Source organism: Flavivirga jejuensis (genome assembly GCF_030540765.1).
Taxonomy (GTDB): domain Bacteria; phylum Bacteroidota; class Bacteroidia; order Flavobacteriales; family Flavobacteriaceae; genus Flavivirga; species Flavivirga jejuensis.
In genome coordinates this window covers 220,668-245,702 of sequence record NZ_JAUOEL010000006.1, presented here as the reverse complement: position 1 = coordinate 245,702, position 25,035 = coordinate 220,668, and the positions used below count along the sequence as shown (strand labels likewise).

The following is a 25,035-nucleotide window of genomic DNA, read 5'->3' as shown; positions in this document are numbered from 1 at the left end:
GCTATATTTGAACTGGTAAAAGGGTTCTATGAATTAGGTAAGTCTCTACCCTAAAAATTTACTTTTCAACTCAGGAGTAGGAATCATACAAGCATCCTTTTTACCGTACCATTTATAACGGTTTTTTGCAATGTAATTGTAAACCCAGTTTCGAATAAATGGTGGAATAATAAAAAACACACCCATTAAATTTTGAGGAAAACCTAAGTGTATTGCAATTTTTAAAGCCGCAGTAGATTTTGATACTAAATTATTTTCGGGAGTATATAATAATATAGAATCCGTTTTTTGGGTATCTATATTAAAACGTTCAATTAAGCTTTTACCTACCTCACTTTGTAAAGGAGCAAACAAGAATATATTATTTTTATCATGCTTTATTACATATTGCACACTGCTGTTGCAAAGGTTACAAACACCATCGAATAAGATAAGTTTTTTATGTTTTGGCAACTCTAAATTCATAGTGCAAAGATACGATGTTAAAGGCTATTTAAAAAGGTTATAAACCTGGATTTACTATTATCAAACCACATCGTTATTTTGTAGAAAAGACCTATAAATTATAGTTTTTGAACGATAAGTTATACGTAATTTGCAATTTTTATATAATCTTGCCAATCAATAATAGGTCATGTGTCTCTCCCTAGTGCCTTTATTTTAATAATGATTTTTGACCCACATTTTTAATTTGAAGTTATGCTTCTTATAACATCATTTTATTAGAATGGTCAAGTAATGACATTGTTTAGTAAAATAATTTTTAAAGAAACATGATGCAAAATATGAGTAAAAAAAATAGTTTCTATTTTATTCTTTTACTAGCAACTTTTTTTTTGGTGATTCCTTCAATAAACCAGACAGATTATGTTAATTCTACTATTACATCAAAGACATTATTTTTTATTTATGCTTTACTAGGTCTACTCAGTTTTTATATACTCAATCTAATCTTTAACAAGAACAAACTAGTTTCATTAAAAATATCAAAGATTGATATTTTTGTTTCTATAATATTCATTTTTATTAGTCTTAATAGGTATTTTATACAATCTAATTATGGGTTTTCCATTCGATTTATAGAATTAGTAGGGCTGGGCTTATTATATACAATATTAAGAGGTCTAACTTCCAAAAATTTTATTTGGCTTCTGTTAGCTATAATTGTTTCTGGTTCTATTCAAGCCGTTTATGGCAACTTACAATTATTAGGATACTACGCGTCAAACCATGCTGGGTTTGCACTAACAGGCAGCTTTTTTAATCCAGGGCCTTATGCAGGTTTTTTAACAGCTGTTTGGCCTATAGCAATAGGAATGTATTTATTTAAAGAGCACAATATTAGATTATTACAAATTGAAAATAAGTCAAAAATTGTAAAGCGTTTAGCAGCTGTTGTTTTTGAATATATACCTCTTATAGGTATGGCATCTATTATACTTGTATTACCAGCTACACGATCAAGAGCTGCCTGGGTAGCTGTATGTCTAAGTAGTATACTTATAATAGAATATCGATATTCTATTATAAATAAATTTTTAAGAAATACGAACAAAATAAAAAAGACTATACTAACAATAGTTTCTATTGTTGTCATTAGCTCAATATTATTTGGTGTTTATCATTTAAAAAAAGGGTCTTCAGATGGTCGATTATTCATCTGGAAAGTTACTACAGAAGTCATTAAAGAAAATCCTCTTTTTGGAGTGGGGTTCGATCGTTTTAAAGCGCACTATATGAATTCTCAAACAAACTATTTTGTTAAAAATGGTGAGACTCAAGAAGCGTTAGTTGCCGATAATACCTACTATGCCTTTAATGAATGGCTGCAATATATAGTCGAAAACGGACTTATTGGAGCCGTATTTTTAGGGTTATTACTTTATACCTTATTCAAGATAAAGGTTAAAAAAGGTGACAAGCCTATGTTTGCTATTTTAAGCTCTGGTTTACTAGCCATAGGGTGTTTTGCCTTTTTTTCATACCCCATGCAAATATTACCAATTAAATTAATTCTAGTATTAATTCTAGCCATGTTATCTACAATAGCTATTAAGAAATATGAATTTTTTAAGGAGTTAAAACCAAACAAACCGCTTTTAGTACCATTCAAAATAATAATTTTCATTGTCGGTATTATTAGCATTTTTAAAGTTGCACACTACGCAACTGTTTTAGAGCAAAGTTTAAAAACTTGGAAATCGGCTTTGAATAGTCATCAATATGGTGATTATGAAAGTGCCATACAAGCATACGCAAAAGTGTATCCAGAATTAAAAAAAGATGGGGATTTTTTAATGAATTATGGTAAATCACTTTCAATAAACAAACAAGCTAAGCAAGCTGTAAAAATATTAGAGGAAGCCAAATTACATTTAAATACAACGATCATAGAAACGGCTTTGGGCGACAGCTACAAAAATTTAAAACAATATGATAAGGCAGAAAGAGCGTATCAACATGGAGCCAACATGATACCTGTTAGATTTTACCCCATGTATTTACTAGCCAAATTATACGAAGAAAATGGCGATAAAATTAAAGCTGTTAAAATGGCTCAAAATATACTAGATAAAGACATAAAAATACCATCCACTGCAATAAAAGAAATACAAGCAGAAATGAAAATAATTTTACAACGCCATAATAATAAAACCGATTAAATTAATGCATCCACCCCAAAGAGTAGCTCACCAAAACGAATTAATCCGCGTTTTTATACTATTAGCTTTATTTATTTTTACAAATTGTTCCCAGACAAAACATAAAGAAAAAGAAGCTGATATTATAGATAAAAAACAATACCTCCCAGAAAAAAACGAGGTTGATGTTATAGTGCTTCAAAAAAGTGTTTTTAAAAAAGAAATCGTAAGTAACGGTAAATTGGTGGCCCTTCAAAAAAACGATTTAAAATTTGAAGTCACAGAAACCCTTGAAAAAATATATGTAAATAATGGTGATTATGTTAAAAAAGGACAAACACTAGCGTCTTTAAAAGCTTTTACCTACCAACAAGCCTTTACCAAAGCTGAAATCAATTTAAAAAAGACCGAATTGGAATTTCAAGATAAACTCATTGGTCGTGGTTATGAAACATTTAATGAAGATAGTATTCCTTCAAAAGAATATAATATGTTGGCTATTCGCTCTGGCTATAAAGATGCATTACATGAATTAAAAACGGCTCAATTTAATTTAAAAGCAGTAAAACTAAAAGCTCCTTTTAATGGTAAAGTCGCCAATATTGAAAGGAAACAATATGAACAAATAAATGCAGGAGAAGCTGTTATAACACTTATAAATGATGCAATTTTTGAAGTTGAATTTTATTTAATAGAATCTGAAGTAGGTGAAATAGCTATAAATACTAAAATTCAAATGCAACCTTTTGCTCTCAATAAAAGCTATGAAGGCCGTATTGTTACCATAAACCCATTAGTAGAAAAAGACGGGACTATTTTGGTAAAAGCCAAAGTGAAAAACGATGGGAATTTAATGGAGGGTATGAATGTAAAAATTCGTATTCAAAAAGACATTGAAAATCAATTTGTTGTACCCAAAGACGCTGTGATTTTAAGGCAGAACCAAGAAGTATTATTCACATTTAAATCTGGCAAAACCTATTGGACTTATGTGCAAACCACCAATGAAAATAGTAGTGAATACACAGTAATACCCCACCCAGATAAAAGTAGTGCCTCATTAAAACCAGGAGACACCATTATTGTTTCTGGTAATTTGAATTTAGCTCACGACACTGAAGTTTCTATTAAATCTATGCTAAGTAATTAATAAAAGTCTCAAAAAATATTAACCTATAATATTTTCATGGTAAAATTTCTAATCCATAAACCCATAGCTGTTTTAATGACCACCTTAGGCATCCTTATTTTAGGTTTGTATGCCTTTGGATTTATACCTGTGTCTTTAATGCCAGATATTGATATACCAGAGATAACAGTACAAGTTTCTGCAGAAAATATGTCGGCAAGACAATTAGAAGATGTTGTGGTTAAGCAGCTACGTCGAAATTTAATGCAAGTAAGTCATTTAAAAGATATAAAAACAGAGACTAGTAGTGAAAAGGCCATACTAAGGTTACGTTTTAATCACGGGACTAAAATAGATTACTCATTTATTGAAGTTAATGAGAAAATTGATCGGGCTATGGGAAGTTTCCCAAATACGATAAAGCGCCCAAAAGTTATTAAAGCCAGTGCTACCGACATCCCTGTGTTTTATTTAAATATGACTTTAAAATCGGATTCTAAAAAAACAAAAGCATCTTCTCAAAGTCACTTATATCCAGTAACGCAAGAGTTTGTTGATTTTAACCAGTTTGCAAATCATGTGATTCGTAAACGCATCGAACAGATTAGTGAAGTCGCCATGGTAGATGTTAGTGGTTTAGTTGCTTCAGAGATTTTAATAATCCCAGACTATAATAAACTAAGTGCTCTAAATATCAGTTTGGATGAATTAGAAGCTACCATTAAAACACACGATTTAGAAATTGGGAGTTTATTGATTAAAGACAATCAATATCAATACGATGTACGCTTAGGTACATCATTAAACAATATTCAAGAGATTGAAAATATTTACATCAATAAAAATAACAGACTTTTTCAACTTAAAGCATTAGCACAAGTATTAGAGCATCCGCAAAATAGAACCGGTTTGGTACTTTCTAATAGTAAAGAAGCTATTACGATGGCTATTATTAAGCAAAGTGATGCTCGCATGGGGGATTTGAAAGATTCCTTAAATACACTTTTAAACTATTTAGAGGAAGATTATCCAAACATCGATTTTTCCATTAGTAGAGACCAAACGAAACTATTAGACTATGCCATCAATAATTTATTCCAAAGTTTACTATGGGGTATCCTTTTAGCCTTTGGCGTTATGTTTTTGTTTTTAAAAAATGTTAAATCCCCTTTATTAATAGGTATTACCATTCCAATATCTATAATTATTTGTTTACTCTTTTTTCAACTGTTTGGTATTTCTATTAATATCATCTCCCTCTCTGGTTTGGTTTTAGGGATTGGGTTAATGATAGATAACTCCATTATTGTTATCGATAATATTACACAATTTAGAGAACAAGGGGAGTCGTTATCAAAAGCCTGTATTTTGGGTGCTAATGAAGTTTTAAAACCTTTGCTTAGTTCTGCGCTAACAACCTGTGCCGTATTTTTACCATTGGTTTTTTTAAGTGGTATAAGTGGTGCTTTATTTTACGATCAGGCCATAGCAGTAACTACGGGTCTATTCGCATCGTTACTTGTTTCCATTACTTTATTACCTGTTCTATATCGCTTATTTCATTTTAAAGACACAAAAAAAGTTGGTAGTATAAGTCGTTTTCTTACCCATGCGAACACGCTTGATTATGCGGCTTTATATGAAAAAGGGTTTAGATGGGTGATGCGTAAACAAAGGATATCTTGGGGTTTTTGTTTGCTGTTGTTAATAGTAGCTATAGGATTATTTATGATGCTACCAAAAACGACCATGCCTAATTTTTCAAGGTCTGAAACCTTGTTGAAAATAGATTGGAATAATCAAATAAACGTAGAAGAGAATAAACGCCGCGTTTTAGAACTCTTAGAGCTTGTAGACGATAATACAATTAACCATACAGCGCTTGTAGGAACCCAACAATTTGTATTAGATAAAGACACCGAAGCAAAAACCTCTGAAACCACTATTTATTTACAATGTAAAAACCCCGAATCATTAGCCAAAATTCAAAATGATATAAGTCCTTTTATACTTAATAAATACCCTATAGCGCTTCATGACTATAAAGCAGTTGATAACATTTTTAATTTAATATTTTCTGAAGATGACGCCCCTTTAATAGCACGTCTTAGACATGTTGAAAATTTAGGAAGTTCTCAAAACGTACAACTTCAAAATGTGTGGTATCTGGTGCAGCAGAATCTTAATAATTTAGAATTAAAGCCTATTGCATGGCAAGACTATATGACGTTAGTCGCCGATAAAGAAAAGCTTATGACTTATGGTGTGGATAGTAATACGCTATTTAACACTCTAAAAAGTGCCTTTAATGAACGAGAAATAGTGTCCATTATAGATAATCAGAGTTTTGTGCCCGTTATTTTAGGGAGCACCACAAAAAATATTGAAGCGGTATTAAGTGAGACCATGATAGCGTCCAAGGATAGCGCCGTATTTCATGTGCAAGACTTTGTTAAAATCGCAACGTCTAAAGATTTAAAAACTATTAGTGGCGGTAAGGAAGGTGAATATTTTCCTTTAGAACTGCAAATAAATGATAATAATATTGCGTCTACAATGGACAGGGTAAAAGACATCATATCAAATAACAAATGGTACGATGTTAATTTTAGCGGACGCTTTTTTTCAAATCAAGAATTAATAGGTGAATTAAAAATTGTACTGCTTATTTCTTTAGTATTACTCTACTTTATTTTGGCCTCTCAATTTGAATCTTTTTTAATTCCCTTAATCATACTTATAGAAGTCCCATTAGATTTAGCAGGAGCCTTTTTGTTTTTAAAACTATTTGGTATGAGTATTAATTTAATGTCTATGATAGGTATTGTAGTTATGTGCGGTATCATCATTAACGATTCCATTTTAAAAGTAGATACTATTATTCAACTGCAACGTAAAGGCTGTTCTTTAATGAAAGCCCTTCTGGTAGCAGGGCAACGCCGTTTAAAACCTATACTTATGACGAGTTTAACTACCATATTAGCGCTTGTTCCTTTGTTATTTTCTAGTGGATTAGGAGCAGAATTACAAGCACCATTGGCCATAGCTTTAATAGGAGGTATGCTATTGGGGACGTTAGTCAGTTTATATTTTATTCCGCTATGTTATTATTACCTAGCTAAAAACAAAATCTATGCTAAGAAATAAATTAAACGATATATGCTTTTTTAGGATGCTACCTGTTTGGAACATATTACAAATTGGTATCAGTGCTTGTTTTATTTTAAATAGCTATGTAACATTTTCACAACAAACTGATATACCATTACAAACCAAGCAACGTGTTACACTCCATGATGTTTTAAATTTAGCCATTAAAAATTCATTGGACGCTTTTAAAGCCAAACGCGAATATGGTGTAAGTTACTGGGAGTTTAAATCATTTGAGTCTAGTTTATTACCCAAAGTAGATTTAACCCTAAACCCATTAACTTATAACAGGTCGGTGATACAACGTTATGATTCTGAGCAAAATATAGATGTTTACAGATCGCAACAAAATTTAAACAGCTATGCTAATCTTTCAGCGACTCAAAACATAGGGGCTACGGGAACTAGTTTGTTTATAAATTCTACCTTCAATAGGTTAGAAAATTTCGGTGCTTTGGCTAATGAGAGTTATAATGCAACTCCAGTTAGCATAGGTCTTATACAACCTTTAATGGCCTTTAATGAATTTAAATGGCAACATAAAACAGCACCTCTTGAATACGAAAAGGCAAAACAAGATTTTATATACGAGCTACAGGCTATCAATTTAAAAACAGTCAGTTTATTTTTTAATTGGGCATTAGCCAGTAAAAAAATGGAGATAGCACAAGAAAATAAAGTGTCTGCTGAAAAACTATTTAAAATGGGTAAACAGCGTTACACCATAGGATCTATAGAAAAAGACGATTTACTTAATTTAGAGTTGGATGTGTATAATGCGAATACAAACCTAACTCAAAACGAACAAGTTTTAGAAAAAGCGGAAGCCGAATTCATATTGTTTTTAAGAGATGATCTCCCTTCTAAAACGGTTCCAGAATTACCCGAATTAATTTCAAATTTACAAATAGATGTTAATGACGCTATTAATTATGCGAATACTAACAATCCAGATATTTTAAATTTAAAATTACGGGAAATAGAAGCACTAAGAGATTTAGACCAAGCCATAAAAGAAAACCGTTTCGATCTATCCTTAACCGCTAGTTATGGACTAAACCAACAAGCCGATACATTTAATGCGGTTTACGGTAATTTTTTAGAACAGCAAATGGTTGCTATTCAATTAAATATTCCCATTCTAGATTGGGGCGAACGAAAAGGGAATATTAAAACCGCAAAAATGAATAAAGATGTTGTTGATATTGAACTGCAACAGGATAAAGACACTTATAAACAAAATATCACTATAAAGGTTAACGATTTTAACCTTCAAAAAGAATTGGTGCTGGGTACATTACGGACTAGCGAAATTTCAAGAGAATCTTATAGAATAACTGAAAAACGATTTTTGTCTGGTCAAGTAGATTTATTGAACCTAAGCAGTTCTAGACAGGCATGGCAATTAGCCACTGAAAATTATATACAAAGTTTGCAGAGTTATTGGACGCTCTATTATGAAGTACAACAACTAACACTTTTTAATTTTATAAACGATACTAATTTGAAACACGATTTCAATGCCATCTTAGATGATTAAAAATAATAATTAACAGAATAAAATATAACCCAAATGACATATTCTGAAAGAAAAGAAAAGGAAAAGCACTTGATTTATTTAATTGAACAAGAACGATTACGGTCTTTAGAAAAAGTAGCAAATGATTATGAATGTAGTGTAAGAACTATAAAAAGAATGATAGCTAGTTTACGTGAAGAGGGCTATAATATTTATTTCTGCAGAGTTAGATACATATATTATATTAAAAATAGTTAAGTGACGAAATTTGTCCTCTTATCCTTTTAAATTTGTTATAGATTTTTATTATTACATGAGATGTATGGATTCTATTATTTTTAAAATTATAACCAAAAAAATATAATTATGGCAAGATTAATATTCAGTATAATTTTCATCTTTATGATAACATCTTGTATAGATAATAAAACAAAAGAGCATAGCCATGAACATAATCCAGATGGAACTCACAAATTAGAACAAGTTAATAATATTGTAAGCATCGTAGTGAAAGCTAATAAAAACTTAGAGTATAAATTTAAAATTGACAAGGACGAAAAGTTGGAATATAAATGGATATCTAATGCGCCGTTATATTATGATTTTCATGGTGATCCTGAAAATAAAGAAAATTTCCCAAAAAACTATGATGAGAGTTATGCCATTGGAAACTCAAATAGTGTAAAGGGAAAAATAACAATTCCTTATATTGGCTCTCATGGATGGTATTGGAAAAATGAAAGTGATAAGGACATCACCATTAAACTCTTTACCAAAGGAAAATATAGTGTTATTGGTATAGTAAACTTAGGATCATAACATAACAACTCCATTATTTTAAAATATAAATCAAATGTTTATATCCCTAAATGGTTCTATAAAACTAAAGTTGTTTTTTGGAGAACAATTCCCTAGTCAAGCTAATTCTATTTATAAATTTAAACAAAACTAAAACTTCCTTATTAACAAGGTTAGCAACTTACTTGAAGACTGATTGAATATAAAAGGTCTATTAATGTTTGTTTAGAAATAAAATTGCTCAATAAAGGAAGATTACAAAATAAATTATTGTACAAAAAATAATAAATATTTTTACAGCTGAGCAACAAAGTGTCAGAATTTGTCCCTTAAAATAGCTTTATTTGTAAGACAATTTTCCATATTAATCGATTAAAGCTAAAACCTCTAAGCATTTATAAAAATTAAAAATATAATCACATATTGTTTAACTTAAAAAAGAGCTTATGATATAAACCCAATAAATGCCCAGAGGAAGTCTTTTAAGTTTTTTTAGACTAAATAATCTATATAAGAAAAATAGAATGTTTAATATTTTGCAAAGGTAGTATTTCCTAAAAGACTTTTGTAATAAATAATATTTTAATAATATAAATACAATAACATAATGAAAAAAATAATAAAAGTATTGGCAGCAAGTGCATTAGTTTGTTTAATGGCAGTTACATTGACAACAAATACAACTACAAATTTAAACACAACTACAAATAGTAATAGTGTTGATTTACTTAATTTTAGTTTAAAGAATGCTCAAGCTGATGGAGAAAATGCTGGTAATCACTCACATGGACCAAAAAAGTTGATTCGTGGCTGCATAGCGGCGAATGCTAATAGTTGCTCCTAATAGTCGTCTACCAGTAAATTACTTCAATAAAATTAAGGGGTGTAAAAACCCCTTAATTTAATAATAATAACGTAATGAAAAAAATAATAAAGTATAGGCAGCAAGCGCATTCGTTTGTTTGATGGCTGTAGGGTTGACATTAAACTCAAACACAATTACAAATATTGAAAGTGTTGATTTACTTTCTCTTAGTTTAAAGAGTGTCCAAGCTCATGGAGAGCATGGGACTCACGGGCATGGCCCAATGAGTTTTTGGTATGGGTGTAGGAATACAAATGATATTTCTTGTTTTTAAGTGTCTAAATAAAAAAGCGTTAATGTCCTAAGTATAAGTTTGAAAATACTCAGGCTTATAGCGAAGGTAGTGATGATTATGAATCATATAGAGGAACTATAATTATCAAGATAAATCATAGTTCCTCTATAAAATAATAACATATGAAAATCAAACATTTATTTTTTACCCTATCAGTTTTTATAACCTTATTGTCTTGTGAAAAAAAAAAAGATAAGGCTAACCATCATGGAGAAATAATTAAAGTCTTACTGGATGAAGCTAACTTCGAAAATGTTAAAAACATTTCAAAATATATAAACCATACAGAACTTATAAAATTAGAAGAACATGTTGCTGAATCCATATTTGGGATGGCGAATAAAATTACAGTAAAAAACAACCTTCTCTATATAATGGATAGTAATTATAAAAAACTATTAGTTTTTGACTTGCAAGGTAAGTTTGTTAGAAAAATAGGTACACGTGGAAATGGACCAGGAGAATATCAAAACTTAACCGATTTTCATGTGGATTCTATAGGGAATACTATTATTTTAGATGGGAATAGAGAGAAATTGTATTGGTATGATTCCTCTGGGAAATTTTTGAAAGACAAAAAATATCCTTTTGAAGCCGATACTTTCACAATACTTGAGAATGATCAATATTTGTTTGGATTGGCATCATATAATCGCTACAAGTATGAGGGGAATCAAATTATAACAACCACGAAATCCTTTGATAAAGTAGATGCTTTTTTTGAATATTCAAAATATGTGGATGATAATTTCAGTTTTGATTATTATTTTGTCGAGGGCGATAAGAGTATTTTATATAATAGACCAATTGATAATAATGTACATCAATTATCAAAAACAGGTAAACTAGAAAAAACGTATACTTTTGATTTTGGAAACCTCAATTATCCTGATGAAGCAAAGAAAAACATCGAAAAAAATTTAAATGAGAAATATTGTCATCTATTCTCTGTTCCGCTGATTTCTCATGGTTTAATGTTTGGCAATCTGAAATTTGGAAAATTATTTTTTAGTTTTATTTATGATATAAAGACAAAAGAAATATATCTAAATAATTTTGAAAATTATGCAATTAAAGATGTTAATTTTCCTATAGGAATAACCGATGATTCAAAGATTATATCCTACACAAATAGTGGTCTCTTTTCTCTAATAGCCGCCGAAATAAATATTAATTTTCCTGATGAATATAAAGAATATCTAGATGCTGGAGGGCATATAATTTGTATTACAGAATTAATAGGTTCTAAATAGGAATAACTTTTTATCACTTAAAAATCTATTTTTTAATAATAACTAATTAGATAGTATTATTTATATATAAACCTAATAACAATATAAAATGAAAAAAACAATAAAAGTATTGGCAACAAGTACATTAGTTTGTATGATGACTATTGGATTAACAACTAGTTCAAATACTAATAAAAGCAATAATAGTGTTGATTTACTTAGTTTTAGTTTAAAAAGTGCACAAGCTCATGGTGAAGGTTCTAGTAATAACCATGGGCCATGTCATGATGGAACTTTTGGACCAGCTTATTGTGGTTCAACTCATTGTTCTTGTAATTAATGAATCAAACTTAATATCTATTTTTAATAAAATTACAATAAATGAAAATCAAACATCTTTTATTTACTCTGATACTTTTTTTGTTCGTATCGTCTTGTAATACGAAAGTAGAAAAACATAATATACAGGGAGAAGTAATTAACGTTTCTCTTGAGAATGAAAATTTTAAAGAAACTTCAAAATATATAAAAAAAACAAAATTTATAAAATTAGAAGATTATGTTACTGAATCAATATTTGGTGTGATAACAAAAATCACGGTGAAAAACAACTTTATTTATATAATGGACGAGAATTATAAAAAACTTCTTGTTTTTGATATGGAAGGGAAGTTTGTTAGGAAAATAGGTAAATTTGGTAATGGCCCAGGAGAATATGCAACGATTAATGATTTTCATGTGAATGATACAGGAAACATCATAATATTAGACGGAAATCGAGAAAAACTATATTGGTATGATTCTTTAGGAAATTTTGTAGAAGATAAAAAAATTCCTTTTGAAACGGATATATTTACATTACTTGATAACGAACAATATTTGTTTGGGCTATCTGCATATAATCATTCCCAATTTGAAGGAGATCAACTCATAACAACTTCAAAGTCTTTTGAAAAAACATCAAGTTTATTAGAATACACAAAATATGTAGATGAGAACTATGTTTTTAATTATCATCTAATAGAAAATGAAAAGGGGTTTGTATACAATAGAATAATTGATAATAATGTTCATCAACTATCCAAAACAGGTGAAATAGAAAGAAGTTATATTTTTGATTTTGGCAAACTAAACTTTCCTGAAACAGATAAGAAAAATATGAGTAGATCTATAGAAAAAGATTATTGCTATCTGCTTTCTGTACCCATAATTTCTAATGGGTTAATACTCGGAAATATAAAATCTAGTAAAGCATTTCACAGCTTTGTCTATAATATAAATTCAAAAAATATTTATATAAATAACTATAAAAATTATTCTATTAAAGATATTAATTTTCCGTTAGGAATTACAGAAGATTCTAAAATAATAACCTATATAAATAGTGATATATTAACTGTAATAGGAGGTGAAACTAATGATGTTCCTGAAGATTTTAACGAGCATATAGATAAAGGAGGACATATAGTTTGTATTACAGAATTAATAAATTCTAAATAGAAATAACTTACCACCTAAAAAACGGTATGTTTTTAATAAATAATAGTATTATTTATAACCTTAATAACAACTATAAAATGAAAAAAACAGTAAAATTTTTAGCAGCAAGTACATTTGTTTGTTTGCTGGCCGTTGGATTATCAACAAATTCAAACAGCATTAAAAAAAACAGTAATAGTATTGATTTGCTTTCTTTTAGTTTAAAAAGTGCTCAAGCTCATGGAGAAGGTTCTGATCATAATCATGGGCCCTGTAGTTTTGGTTTAGGAGGGTATTATTGTAAAAGTACTAATTTGATGTCTTGTCCTTGTGATTAAACTAACGATAGTGGTTTTTTAAAATAGTAAACAAATTATATAATACTCCTAGTTTTTAAAAGTGAAAATATTATTAATGAATACAATTAAAAAAAATAGCAAAGGCATCATAATAATTCTATTTACAATTACATGCACCGTGTTCTTTTATTCATGTAAAAAAAAAAATGGTGCATTACATAATACCAATATCGTTTTTGAAACAAAGCTCTACGATTTCAATAAAATTCCTGTAAAACAAGAAGTTAATTTTGTTTTTAAATTTTTAAATACAGGACAAGAACCTTTACAGATAAAGGATGTAAAAACAATTTGTGGATGTACTGTACCTGAATGGCCAAAGGGCCAAATACCGCCAAATGAAATAGGGGAAATTAATGTATTTTATGATGCTGAAACTCCCGGAAAATTTAATAAACCAATAACAGTGTATTACAATGGTGAAGATTCTCCAGTAAAATTAACAATTGAAGGGGAAGTCTTAATCATAAACAAAGCGAAAGAGGATGATATTTTTATAAATGCTATTAATGAAAAATATATAGACGAGAATTAAATAACAAGATGTTTCTACTTTGATATAAATGCACCTTTTTTTACTAAAAAGAAATTAATAAAAGAACGTTTTTATACAAAAAATGTTTTGTTATCAACAAATAAATAATAAGAATAATATAGGTACTTGTACACTATTAAGATTCCTTTAATAAAAGAATAAATAAAAATCCTTTAGTTCGTTTAGAGAAATAACCTTAGAATATACCATCCCATAAATTTAAACTATCTAATAAAAGTTAGGGTATTGATGTGGGTAATTATACTTCAAAAAATAGACTGAGAACTAAAAAAATAAGCTCTACAAATTGAAACAAATAATAATCACAGTTACTTTACTACTATTACAATCATATACTTTTGGACAATCTTTAAAAGGAAAGGTTATTAACACCGAAAAAGAATCTATCTCTGATGTGCAAATATTAGACCTTGCTACTAAACATCATACACATAGTAATAAAAAGGGGGAATTTGTTCTTGAGGACATAAATGTTGGTGATACTCTTAAAGTATCTCATATTGGATATGAAATTAACAATACAATTATTAATTCTCTTTCTTCTCCTATTATTATAATTTTAAAAGAAAAATCTATTTCTCTAAAAGAGGTGGTTCTCTCTCCTAAAATAAATGCCCTAAACCTAATTACAGCAATAGATATAGAATTGAATCCTGTTAATTCATCGCAAGATATTTTGAGGAAAGTCCCAGGTCTTTTTATTGGTCAACATGCAGGAGGAGGGAAAGCAGAACAAATTTTTTTAAGAGGTTTTGATATTGATCATGGTACCGATATTAGTATTAATGTTGATGGTTTACCTGTAAATATGGTATCGCATGCACATGGGCAAGGGTATTCAGATTTACATTTTGTTATTTCGGAAACGTTGAATGTAATTGATTTTGATAAAGGTGCTTACTATGCCGATCAAGGAAATTTTAATACGGCTGGTTATGTTAATTTTAAAACAAAACGAAATGTAACCAATAACTTGATAAAAATGGAATTAGGTAAGTTTGGTACGAGTCGTCTTTTGGGCATGTTTAAATTATTAGACAACGACAAGAACGATAGTTATATAGCCATGGAGCAACTTGCTAATGATGGTTTTTTTGAAAGTTCTCAAAACTTTAATAGAACTAATATATTTGGAAAATATACAGGAAATGTTTCGAACGAAGATAAAGTTGGTCTAACAGTATCACATTTCTCAAGTAAGTGGGATGCATCGGGACAAATTCCACAAAGAGCTGTAGGTAATGGTCTGATTACGCGGTTTGGGGCTATCGATGATACAGAAGGAGGGTATACAAATAGAACCAATGTTTTAGTTAATTATGACAAATATATAGATGAGCAATCCGTTATAAAAAACAGTTTGTATTACAGTAGGTATAATTTTGAATTATATTCAAACTTCACTTTTTTCCTTGAAGACCCAGTAAACGGTGATCAAATCAAGCAAAAAGAAAATAGAAATATTTTTGGATTAAATAGTGAATATAGCAAATTATTTTCTATTAATAATGTAGATGGTAATTGGCAAGCAGGGATAACCTTAAGAAACGATCAAAGTTTTAATAATGAACTTTCTCATACTGTAAATAGAAGCGAAACATTAGAAGAAATACAGTTAGGTAATATTCATGAAACTAATTTAGGGGTTTACTTCAAAGCCATTTTTAATTTGGGTAAATGGGCTGTTAACCCTGGTTTACGGTTTGATTCTTTTAATTTTCAATATAATGATGCTTTATTACCAAATTATAAAACTCAAACATCTTCTAAAAGAATTATTAGCCCTAAATTAAATGTGCTGTATAATTATTCTGATAACCTACAGATTTATTTAAAAAGCGGCAAAGGATTTCATTCTAACGATACACGCGTTGTTGTTACTCAAGCAGGAAGAAAAACGCTTCCTGCTGCTTATGGTTTTGATTCAGGTTTTATATGGAAACCTACCCAGCAATTGTTAATAAATACAGCATACTGGTATTTGTTTTTAGAACAAGAGTTTGTCTATGTAGGGGATGCAGGAATAGTAGAACCTAGTGGAAAAACAAGAAGACAAGGTCTTGATTTTAGTCTAAGGTATCAACCAATAGATTGGTTGTACTGGAATTTAGATACTAATTATACATATGCTAGAGCAACAGAAGAAGAAGTAGGAGAAGATTATATTCCTTTAGCTCCAGATTTTATTTTGGCAAGCGGACTTAATATTAAACATGAATTTGGGATTTATGGAGGAGCTAATTTAAGGTTTATTAAAGATAGACCTGCCAATGAAGACAACTCTATTATTGCTGAAGGATATTCAGTTATTGATTTTAATATGGGCTATAACTGGAAAAAACTGAGCTTTCAACTACAGGTTCAAAACCTTTTGAATACGAAATGGAATGAAACTCAATTTGCCACAGAATCAAGATTACAAAATGAAACAATTCCAGTAGAAGAAATACATTTCACACCAGGAACTCCATTTTTCATCAAAGGAATAATCGAATATAAATTTTAATATATTTATAAAAAGGGAATAATAAATAGAATTCGTTGCTAATAAAATATCTATAAATAACCAGAGCTACATAGAGATTTATTATGAATAACTAAAAAAGATAGATGTTAAAAAAAGCGATGATTGGCTAGGAATGGTCCAGATTAAAATAGATATAATCACTTAATTCATGAAAGTACAATCATTATTTTTTATCATTTTGAGCTTTATTTTATTTCTATTTGGGCTTTGGTGGTTATCTTTAATAATGCTATTACTCTTTGGTTTATTTCATCTAATAAGGTTTATTAAACATCCTGTTTTTTATAAATACACAAAAAATATTTATTTTTTATTTTTAATATTTTCAGCATCTGTAAGTATCAAAATACTTCTATTCGATATTTATAAAATACCCAGCTCTTCAATGAATAATACTTTATATTATGGTGATGTTATAATCGTAAATAAATTAAAGTATGGACCAAAACTACCGCGTTCTCCTTTTGAAATTCCTTGGGTTAATATTGCTTTCTATTTAAATGACAAGACAAGAGCCTCCATGAACTCAAATTGGTGGAAATATAAGCGACTATCTGGTACTACAATTATAAAAAATGGCGATATCATGGTGTTTGATATAAATAAAAACACCTATGTAAAGCGTTGTATGGCTATTGCAGGAGACACAATAATTATAAAACAAGGAGATGTCTATATAAATAATAAATTATTGTATCCATCTAACCTAATACTTAATAAGTACGAATTCAAAGTTAATGACAGAAAAACATTCAATAATAAATTAGATTCCCTAGGTTTAAATATTGAATATAACAGAACAAAACAAGATCATTTTATAGCTACATTATCAATCCAAGATAAAAACAAACTCGTAGGATTAAATTTAATAAAAGGCATAAAAATAGTAACACCTCCTCTTAATGCTTATCCGAAATCTAAACATAACAAATGGAGTTGGGACGAATATGGACCTTATATAATTCCTAAAAAAGAGATGAGAATTAACTTAAATCCCAAAAACTATCTTCTTTATAAAAAATTGATTTATGCTTATGAAGGAGTCAAAATAAAAAACATTAGAGGAGTATACTTAATAAATGGGGAAAAAGAAAATCATTATATTTTTAAGAAAAATTATTACTTCATGTTGGGTGATAATAGAAAAAACTCTAAGGATTCTAGATACTTGGGACCAGTACCCGAAGAGCAAATAGTCGGTAAAGTACAATGTGTCCTGTTTTCTAATTATCAAGACAAATTTAGATGGGATAGACTATTTAAAACTGTAAATTAATAATATTACAAAAAATAAAACAAGAATTGAAATATGAAAAGAACCATAACCATAAAGTTAATACTAACTGAAATGATTATTGGCAAATTACGTCTTACAAAAACAAACAGATGAAACGTAAACCATCCTCTTTTTCTATTATTTTAATTTTTGTTTGTCTTTCCATAATCGGCGTCAGTTTAATCCCCTTATTAAGTATACAGTTAACCCCTTCAAAAAAAGCACCGTCTTTAAATGTAAATTTTAGCTGGCAGGACGCTTCTGCCAAAGTTATAGAACAAGAAGTAACTTCTAAACTAGAAGGTGTTTTTAATACGATCAAAGACATTAAAGAAATAAGCTCAGAATCTAATAAAGGACGTGGTTCCATTTCTATCGATTTTAAGAAAAATGCGGATATAGATATGGTTCGTTTTGAAATAGCAAACTTAATAAGACAAAGCTATTCGGAACTTCCTGAAGGTGTTAGTTACCCACAATTATCTTTAAGTAGTGCAAACGAAAATAATACGCCTATTATTTCTTATAGTGTTAATGCCAATGAGAGTCCTTATCTTATTAAAAAACATACCGAAAATCATGTGGTTCCTAAATTGTCAAATATTAAAGGGATTAATCAAATTAATGTATATGGTGCGGCTCCTTTTGAATGGGTATTAGAATATGATAACAAAAAACTCATACAACTAGGCATCACTGTAAATGATATTGAAATAGCAATAAATGACTTTTTAAAAAGTCAAGCATTAGGGAATGGTATTTTAACATCAAAATACAGTGAAACCATTCAAGAAATAGCTATAGTTTTAAAACATAAATTGGAAGATGATGTTATTATTTGGGGGCAAATCCCCATAAAAAAAATAAAAAACAGAATTATTTATTTAGAGAATTTAGCCGTAGCGAGGTATAAAGAAGGTGCCATAGATAACTATTATAGAGTTAATGGATTAAACACGGTTAATCTGGTTGTTTATGGAGAGAAAGGTGTTAATACTATAGCCTTAGCAAAAGAGGTTCGGAATCTTGTAGATATCATAAAAAAGGATCTTCCGATGGGTTACTCTATAAAACTAACACAAGACACCACCGAATATATTGTTGAAGAACTACAAAAAATTGAATTAAGGACTTTTTTTTCTTTTTTAATTTTGTTGGTCTTAATTGTTCTAATAAATAGAAGCTTCAAATATTTAGGGGTTTTATTCCTAAGTATTATAACAAATCTTCTAGTAGCTGTTATTTTTTATTATCTGTTTAAGGTAGAACTTCAACTGTATTCATTTGCAGGTATCACCATTTCGTTTGGTATCATCATAGACAATAGTATCATTATGATTGATCACTTACGAAACAAAGGAGATAAAAAAGCATTTTTAGCAATTCTAGCGGCCACTTTAACAACCATTGGTGCTTTAATGGTGATTTTTTTATTAGAAGAAAGTCAACGTAATAATTTATGGGATTTTGCTTTGGTTATTGCCATCAATATTGGTGTGTCTTTATTAACATCTCTGTATTATGTTCCTGCTTTATTAGAGAAAATGAATTTAGAACAAAAACGTATTAAATTCTCCAGAAAACGAAAACGCCGCATTTATAAATTTACCAGAAAATACACGAACATACTAAGATGGATGCGAAAACCACCATTTAAATGGGTATTTATAGTATTTTTCATTTTAGGTTTTGGCTTGCCTTTACATTTGCTTCCCAAAGACATGGAAGGAGATGATAATTTGACAAGTATCTATAATAAGACTTTGGGTAATGAATGGTTTAATACAGAAATGCGTCCTACCTTAGAAAAAATTTTAGGAGGTTCTTTAAGGTTATTTACAGAAGATGTCTTTGAAAATTCATATTATAGCGAACCAGAACGAACAACGCTTAGAGTAACGGGTAGCATGCCAGATGGCTGCACCATTGAACAACTTAATGATGTTGTTATTAAAATGGAAAACTATATAGGGCACTTTGAAGAAGTAGCACTTTATGAGACCCGTATTAATAGTTATAAAAATTCTAGTATTTCTATTTATTTTAAAGATGAATTCGAATTTGGAGCCTTCCCATATACATTAAAAAGTCTATTAGAATCTAAAGCTATTAGTTTGGGTGGTTTAGATTGGTCTGTTAGTGGTGTAGGAAGAGGTTTTTCGAATGCTCTTCACACAGGGTATAAAAATAATAGTATAGTATTGGAAGGTTATAATTATGATAAATTATACAGCTTTGCAGAAATTTTAAAAAAACAACTAGTTGAAAACTCTTCTGGTAGAGTTAAAGACGCTGAGATTACTGGTAACCGCTGGAGAAGTAGTGCACTTAATGAATATTATTTAGATTTTGACTTAGAAAAACTAGCTATAGCAGGTGTTTCTAAAACACATGTTTACAGCTATTTAAATAACCAAGTACACTCAGGGACATTAACGTCTATTATTCAAAATAATGAATTACAACAAGTAAAATTGGTATCTGATGATTATAAGAAGTTTAATGTGTGGGATTTAAAACATACACCCATTTCTATTGAAAGTAAGCAATATAAATTAGACCAATTAGCAACTATTGAAAAAAGAAAAACGGGGAATGTCATTCAGAAAACAAATCAACAATATAGATTAACAGTAGCGTATGATTTTTTAGGAACACAACCTTTAGCAAAAAAGGTAAGAGATCGTAATATTGAAACGCTAAATAGTAAATTACCTATAGGCTATAAAGTTCTTGAAAAATCCTATAATACTTGGGATAAAAATGATAAGCAACAGTACTATTATTTATTCGTAGTTATTTTTATTATTTTCTTTATATGTAGTGTTCTATTAGAATCTTTAAAACAACCTTTTGCCATTATAAGTATGATTCCTATTTCTTTTGTTGGCGTATTCTTAACCTTTTGTTTATTTGATTTTAATTTTGATCAAGGCGGTTATGCGGCTTTTATTTTACTATGCGGGATTAGTGTGAATTCGGCATTATATATTATTAACGACTACAACAATTTAAAAAGACAATCCCCAAAAAAGAATGCACAATTCCTTTATTTTAAAGCATATAATTACAAAATAATCCCAGTAATTCTAACTATAGTATCAACCATTGTTGGTTTAATACCTTTTGTTTGGAGTGGACAAAATGAAGCTTTTTGGTTTTCTTTTGCAGCTGGGTCTATTGGAGGGTTACTATTTTCTTTAATAGGAATAGTGATCTATTTACCACTTTTTATATTGAAAAAAACTTAATAAACTAAAACATGATGAAATACATAAATAATTGCTTTTTTATTTTCTGTTTGACTTCTATAGTTTCTTGTTCGGATATTCCTAAGAGTTTAGAATTGGCATTAAAAGAAGCAGGTGATAATAGACATGAATTAGAAAAAGTGTTGAATTTTTATAAAGAAAACCCTAGAGATAGTCTTAAATACAAAGCAGCACTATTTCTCATAGAAAATATGCCCAATCATTTTTCTTATAAACCTATAAAAGGGTTTGAGGGTGCGTTTGATAGTATAAATAACCATCCAAATAGTAGGTTTAGGAAAGATGTTTTTGAAAAACTTTTAGATTCTATGACACATACAACTCCTAAAAGAACTGAATTAGTTTCTGATATTAAGGTTTTAACTTCTAACTTCATAATCAATAATGTTGAATTGTCATTTGAGGCATGGAATAAAATCCCAAAAAATAAAAGAGCATCCTTTGATGATTTTTGTAATTATATTTTACCGTACAAAAATAATGATGAACCTATAGAAGAAAATAGTCGTGAAAAATTATTTAGAAAGTATGCATGGGTTTATAGTTATCTAGACAAAGGAACTTCATTAATATCTGTTGTAGATTCTATCACATCTGAATTTGGACATGAAAATATGACTCAAATAAGAAAATATTACCCAATTCCATTAAGCATTAGTCAAATTGAAAAGTCTAGAATAGGATTATGTGATGATGGTGTAAATTATTTTGTTCATGTTTTTAGAGCTTTAGGTATAATTTGTACCAAGGATATGATATCTCATTGGGGGAATCATCATTCTTCTGGGCACTCTTGGATTTATGTCAGGTATGGTGACGATGAATATGCAACTCAGGTATTCGCAAAAAGAAATGTCAAAATAGAATATATAGGAGAAAGCATTCCAAAAGTTAATAGATTAACATTTGCATCTCAAAAGAAATTTAATGTTTTATCATTTTTACTTGATGTTACTGGAACATATGTGCCGACAATAGATATAGATGTTGAAAATAAATTAAATGCTCCTTTTTCAAACCCTGTAATATGTGTTTTTGACATCAGTCGCGAATGGATACCGATAGGTTTTGGTGAAATAAATAAAAAGAAATTAATACACTATGACGATTTGGGGGTAAATGTCTTGTACATAGCAGCTACACTACAAAACAATGAAATTATTCCTTTTAATTATCCTTTCTACATTAATAAAAATAAACAAATTCACTATTTCGAACCAACTATATTTAAACAGGACTCTATAATACTTACAAGAAAATATGGTCTAACTACTCCAAGGCATAGAAATAAGTTAAAATGGATCACTTCTTTAAATGGAGGTTTTTTTGAGGGGGCTAACACGTCTGATTTCAATAATTCAAATATCATATACGAATTATCCCATTTTAATAGTACACATCTACAAACAATTGAATTAAACGAATTACAAAAATTTAAATATGTAAGATTCAATTCAAATGGAAAAGAATCCTATTTTGCTAAGTTAGCTTTCTTTGATGAGAAAAGGGAACTATTAATTGGTAAAGTCATTAAACAAAACAACTTTGAATACTCATGGGGTGATGGTGCATTTGATAATGACCCCTTATCTTTTTCAGGAGGTGAAAATTTCACATTGGGTCTTAAATTTAATGAGCCAAAACCTATTAAGTTTATTGATTTTCAAGTTAGAAATGATGGTAATCATATAAATATGGGTGACGAATACGAACTCTTTTATTGGAATAAAAATTGGAAAAGTTTAGGGACTCAAGTTGCAAAAGATACTGTATTATATTATAATGCTCCTGAGAATTCTTTGTTATGGTTACGAAATCTTACAAAAGGAAAAGAAGAGCACGTATTTTATATCGATAAAAACAAAAAACAACGATGGTTAGGGTTTGATAATTATTTATAAGATAAAGTTGGTAAATAAGCTAGACTTAATTAGTATGTATTGGATAAAAGATAACACAAATTTAAAATGATGAAATATTTATACAATTACTTTTTTACTTTCTGCACGTTTTTAATAATTTCATGCTCAGATATTCCTAAAGGTTTAGAATTGGCATTAATAGAAGCAGGTGATAATAGACCTGAATTGGAAAAAGTATTGAACCTTTATAAGGTAAACCCCGATGATAGCCTTAAATACAAAGCAGCTGTGTTTCTTATTAAAAACATGCACAAACATGCCTCTTATAAAACAATAAAAGGGTTTGAAGGCGCTTTTGATAGTATTTACAACTACCCTAAAAGTGATGTGCGTCGTGAAATTTTTGGAAAAATTTTAGATTCTGTGTCAAAAACGATTTCTAAAAAAACTGAATTAATTTCTGATATTAAGGTTTTAACTTCCAATTTTATAATTAAAAATATTGAATTATCATTTGAAGCGTGGAAGAGAATTCCGAAAAATAAGAGAGCATCCTTTGATGATTTTTGTAATTATATTTTACCATACAAAAGTACTAATGAACCCATAGAAGAAAACAGTCGTGAAAAATTATTTAAAAAGTATAAGTGGGTATACAATTATTTAGATAAAGGAGCATCATTAAGATTTGTAGTAGATTCTATAACTTCAGAATTTGGACATATAAATATGACCAAAATTGGAAAATATTACCCTGTTCCATTAAGTACTAGTCAAATTGAAAAGTCGAAATTAGGATTGTGCGATGATGCTGTAAATTATTTAGTCAATGTTTTTAGAGCTATTGGAATTATTTGTGCAAAAGATATGGTGCTACACTGGGGTAATCATCCTTCCTTTGGACATTCTTGGATTTACACAAGATATGATAAAGAGGAATATTCAACTCAAGTAAATGGGAAAACAGATTTAAAAATTTCTTTTAAAGAAGAAAGTATTCCTAAAGTGAATAGGGGAGTATATTGTCATCAAAAAATAGAAAATACGCTATCTCAATTTCAACAAGATGTTACAGCAGAATATGTACCTACTTTAAATATTAAAATTAAAAATGTATTTGATGTACCAAATTCTCTCCCTTTACTATGCGTTTTTGATATTAATAATGTCTGGAAACCAATTGCTTTAGGGAAATATAACGGTAAAGAAAATGTATATAATAATGTTGGAGTCAATGTATTATATATGGCAACTAATCAAGAAAATGACAATAATATTCCAGTGAATTATCCATTCTATATTGATAATACAAAAAAAGTTCATTTTTTTAAACCTAATCTATCCACTTTAGATTCAGTTAGTCTAACCAGAAAAATAGGATTAAGTACCCCAAGAAATAAATCAAAAATAAATTGGATCAAAAGTATAAATGGAGGCGTATTTCAAGGAAGCAACAAAAAGGATTTTAATAGTGCAAAAACCTTATATGAAATAACTAATTTTAATAGTACTCATATAAATACAATAAAATTACGTTCAAAAGAAAAATTCAAATACGTCCGTTTTTATTCAAATAAAAAAGAATCATTTTTAGCAAAGTTGGCTTTTTATGGTGTTAATGGAAAACTATTAACAGGAACGGTTTACAAAAAGAATAACCTAGAATTAATATGGGAAAACGGTGCTTTTGATGATGATCCTTTATCCCTTTCTGGAGGTACAGATTTTTCATTAGGGTGGAAGTTTAAAACTCCCGAACATATAGATTCAATTGAATTTCAAGTAAGAAATGATGATAACCATATCAATATTGGTGAAGAATATGAACTGTTTTATTGGGACAAAAATTGGAGAAGTTTAGGCTCACGAGTTGCTAAGGATACGGTGCTTTATTACAATATTCCAGAAAATTCTTTGTTATGGTTAAGAAACCTTACTAAAGGAAAAGAAGAACATGTATTCACTATAGATAAAAACAAAAAACAGCGTTGGCTTGGTTTTGATAATGATTTATAATCGGAATCATGTTATATCTAGTTTACGCGCATGCGGTTTTTACTTTTTGCTTCGGCCA

The 25,035-nt window shown here is 29.2% G+C and carries 18 protein-coding genes; 17 read left to right on the top strand and 1 reads right to left on the bottom strand.

Annotated features, from left to right (window positions below):
- Nucleotides 1-45: 45 nt before the first annotated feature.
- Entirely contained in the window at nucleotides 46-465 is a 420-nt protein-coding gene (locus Q4Q40_RS17215) for a thiol-disulfide oxidoreductase DCC family protein (RefSeq protein ID WP_303303179.1), read from the bottom strand.
- A 320-nt stretch (nucleotides 466-785) separates the two neighbouring features.
- Here Q4Q40_RS17215 and Q4Q40_RS17210 point away from each other — a divergent pair, with 320 nt between their 5' ends.
- The 17 genes from Q4Q40_RS17210 to Q4Q40_RS17135 all read left to right on the top strand — a co-directional run bounded on the left by Q4Q40_RS17210 (nucleotide 786) and on the right by Q4Q40_RS17135 (nucleotide 24,977).
- Entirely contained in the window at nucleotides 786-2,663 is a 1,878-nt protein-coding gene (locus tag Q4Q40_RS17210) for an O-antigen ligase family protein (RefSeq protein ID WP_303303177.1), read from the top strand.
- 4 nt (nucleotides 2,664-2,667) lie between these two features.
- Nucleotides 2,668-3,792, top strand: a complete 1,125-nt coding sequence (locus Q4Q40_RS17205) for an efflux RND transporter periplasmic adaptor subunit (protein ID WP_303303176.1) — start codon at nucleotides 2,668-2,670, stop codon at nucleotides 3,790-3,792.
- Nucleotides 3,793-3,828: 36 nt separating this feature from the next.
- On the top strand, nucleotides 3,829-6,918 hold the full coding sequence (locus tag Q4Q40_RS17200) for an efflux RND transporter permease subunit (RefSeq protein ID WP_303303175.1): 3,090 nt from the start codon (nucleotides 3,829-3,831) through the stop codon (nucleotides 6,916-6,918).
- Nucleotides 6,905-8,461: a TolC family protein gene (locus tag Q4Q40_RS17195; protein WP_303303174.1), complete on the top strand. Its 1,557-nt coding sequence runs from the start codon at nucleotides 6,905-6,907 to the stop codon at nucleotides 8,459-8,461. Before Q4Q40_RS17200 ends, Q4Q40_RS17195 begins: the two co-directional genes overlap by 14 nt.
- A 33-nt stretch (nucleotides 8,462-8,494) precedes the next feature.
- Nucleotides 8,495-8,698, top strand: a complete 204-nt coding sequence (locus tag Q4Q40_RS24105) for an HTH domain-containing protein (protein WP_367892788.1) — start codon at nucleotides 8,495-8,497, stop codon at nucleotides 8,696-8,698.
- Between the two features lie 108 nt (nucleotides 8,699-8,806).
- Nucleotides 8,807-9,259 carry a hypothetical protein gene (locus tag Q4Q40_RS17190; RefSeq protein ID WP_303303173.1) on the top strand — a complete coding sequence of 151 codons (453 nt, stop codon included), beginning with the start codon at nucleotides 8,807-8,809 and terminating at the stop codon, nucleotides 9,257-9,259.
- A gap of 586 nt (nucleotides 9,260-9,845) precedes the next feature.
- Entirely contained in the window at nucleotides 9,846-10,082 is a 237-nt protein-coding gene (locus Q4Q40_RS17185; protein WP_303303172.1) for a hypothetical protein, read from the top strand.
- Nucleotides 10,083-10,520: 438 nt separating this feature from the next.
- Nucleotides 10,521-11,651: a DUF4934 domain-containing protein gene (locus Q4Q40_RS17180; protein WP_303303171.1), complete on the top strand. Its 1,131-nt coding sequence runs from the start codon at nucleotides 10,521-10,523 to the stop codon at nucleotides 11,649-11,651.
- An 88-nt stretch (nucleotides 11,652-11,739) separates the two neighbouring features.
- Nucleotides 11,740-11,970 (top strand): hypothetical protein, encoded by a 231-nt coding sequence (locus Q4Q40_RS17175; RefSeq protein WP_303303170.1) that lies wholly within the window; start codon nucleotides 11,740-11,742, stop codon nucleotides 11,968-11,970.
- 41 nt (nucleotides 11,971-12,011) lie between these two features.
- Entirely contained in the window at nucleotides 12,012-13,130 is a 1,119-nt protein-coding gene (locus tag Q4Q40_RS17170; protein ID WP_303303169.1) for a DUF4934 domain-containing protein, read from the top strand.
- A 77-nt stretch (nucleotides 13,131-13,207) separates the two neighbouring features.
- A complete protein-coding gene (locus Q4Q40_RS17165) occupies nucleotides 13,208-13,447 on the top strand; it encodes a hypothetical protein (protein ID WP_303303168.1) in 240 nt (79 codons plus the stop codon).
- A 76-nt stretch (nucleotides 13,448-13,523) separates the two neighbouring features.
- Nucleotides 13,524-14,003 (top strand): DUF1573 domain-containing protein, encoded by a 480-nt coding sequence (locus Q4Q40_RS17160; protein ID WP_303303167.1) that lies wholly within the window; start codon nucleotides 13,524-13,526, stop codon nucleotides 14,001-14,003.
- Nucleotides 14,004-14,310: 307 nt separating this feature from the next.
- Nucleotides 14,311-16,530 carry a TonB-dependent receptor gene (locus Q4Q40_RS17155; protein WP_303303165.1) on the top strand — a complete coding sequence of 740 codons (2,220 nt, stop codon included), beginning with the start codon at nucleotides 14,311-14,313 and terminating at the stop codon, nucleotides 16,528-16,530.
- Nucleotides 16,531-16,699: 169 nt separating this feature from the next.
- Entirely contained in the window at nucleotides 16,700-17,827 is a 1,128-nt protein-coding gene (gene lepB / locus Q4Q40_RS17150) for a signal peptidase I (protein ID WP_367892787.1), read from the top strand.
- Between the two features lie 110 nt (nucleotides 17,828-17,937).
- Nucleotides 17,938-21,078, top strand: a complete 3,141-nt coding sequence (locus Q4Q40_RS17145; protein WP_303303164.1) for an efflux RND transporter permease subunit — start codon at nucleotides 17,938-17,940, stop codon at nucleotides 21,076-21,078.
- A gap of 11 nt (nucleotides 21,079-21,089) precedes the next feature.
- Nucleotides 21,090-23,000 (top strand): hypothetical protein, encoded by a 1,911-nt coding sequence (locus tag Q4Q40_RS17140; protein WP_303303163.1) that lies wholly within the window; start codon nucleotides 21,090-21,092, stop codon nucleotides 22,998-23,000.
- Nucleotides 23,001-23,066: 66 nt separating this feature from the next.
- Nucleotides 23,067-24,977, top strand: a complete 1,911-nt coding sequence (locus Q4Q40_RS17135) for a hypothetical protein (RefSeq protein ID WP_303303162.1) — start codon at nucleotides 23,067-23,069, stop codon at nucleotides 24,975-24,977.
- Nucleotides 24,978-25,035 lie beyond the last annotated feature (58 nt).

Excerpts from the sequence above, each read along its gene's own strand:
- Q4Q40_RS17215 (WP_303303179.1), bottom strand. The coding sequence starts at position 465 with ATGAATTTAGAGTTGCCAAAACATAAAAAACTTATCTTATTCGATGGT.
- Q4Q40_RS17210 (WP_303303177.1), top strand. The coding sequence starts at position 786 with ATGAGTAAAAAAAATAGTTTCTATTTTATTCTTTTACTAGCAACTTTT.
- Q4Q40_RS17205 (WP_303303176.1), top strand. The coding sequence starts at position 2,668 with ATGCATCCACCCCAAAGAGTAGCTCACCAAAACGAATTAATCCGCGTT.
- Q4Q40_RS17200 (WP_303303175.1), top strand. The coding sequence starts at position 3,829 with ATGGTAAAATTTCTAATCCATAAACCCATAGCTGTTTTAATGACCACC.
- Q4Q40_RS17195 (WP_303303174.1), top strand. The coding sequence starts at position 6,905 with ATGCTAAGAAATAAATTAAACGATATATGCTTTTTTAGGATGCTACCT.
- Q4Q40_RS24105 (WP_367892788.1), top strand. The coding sequence starts at position 8,495 with ATGACATATTCTGAAAGAAAAGAAAAGGAAAAGCACTTGATTTATTTA.
- Q4Q40_RS17190 (WP_303303173.1), top strand. The coding sequence starts at position 8,807 with ATGGCAAGATTAATATTCAGTATAATTTTCATCTTTATGATAACATCT.
- Q4Q40_RS17185 (WP_303303172.1), top strand. The coding sequence starts at position 9,846 with ATGAAAAAAATAATAAAAGTATTGGCAGCAAGTGCATTAGTTTGTTTA.
- Q4Q40_RS17180 (WP_303303171.1), top strand. The coding sequence starts at position 10,521 with ATGAAAATCAAACATTTATTTTTTACCCTATCAGTTTTTATAACCTTA.
- Q4Q40_RS17175 (WP_303303170.1), top strand. The coding sequence starts at position 11,740 with ATGAAAAAAACAATAAAAGTATTGGCAACAAGTACATTAGTTTGTATG.
- Q4Q40_RS17170 (WP_303303169.1), top strand. The coding sequence starts at position 12,012 with ATGAAAATCAAACATCTTTTATTTACTCTGATACTTTTTTTGTTCGTA.
- Q4Q40_RS17165 (WP_303303168.1), top strand. The coding sequence starts at position 13,208 with ATGAAAAAAACAGTAAAATTTTTAGCAGCAAGTACATTTGTTTGTTTG.
- Q4Q40_RS17160 (WP_303303167.1), top strand. The coding sequence starts at position 13,524 with ATGAATACAATTAAAAAAAATAGCAAAGGCATCATAATAATTCTATTT.
- lepB (WP_367892787.1), top strand. The coding sequence starts at position 16,700 with ATGAAAGTACAATCATTATTTTTTATCATTTTGAGCTTTATTTTATTT.
- Q4Q40_RS17145 (WP_303303164.1), top strand. The coding sequence starts at position 17,938 with ATGAAACGTAAACCATCCTCTTTTTCTATTATTTTAATTTTTGTTTGT.
- Q4Q40_RS17140 (WP_303303163.1), top strand. The coding sequence starts at position 21,090 with ATGATGAAATACATAAATAATTGCTTTTTTATTTTCTGTTTGACTTCT.
- Q4Q40_RS17135 (WP_303303162.1), top strand. The coding sequence starts at position 23,067 with ATGATGAAATATTTATACAATTACTTTTTTACTTTCTGCACGTTTTTA.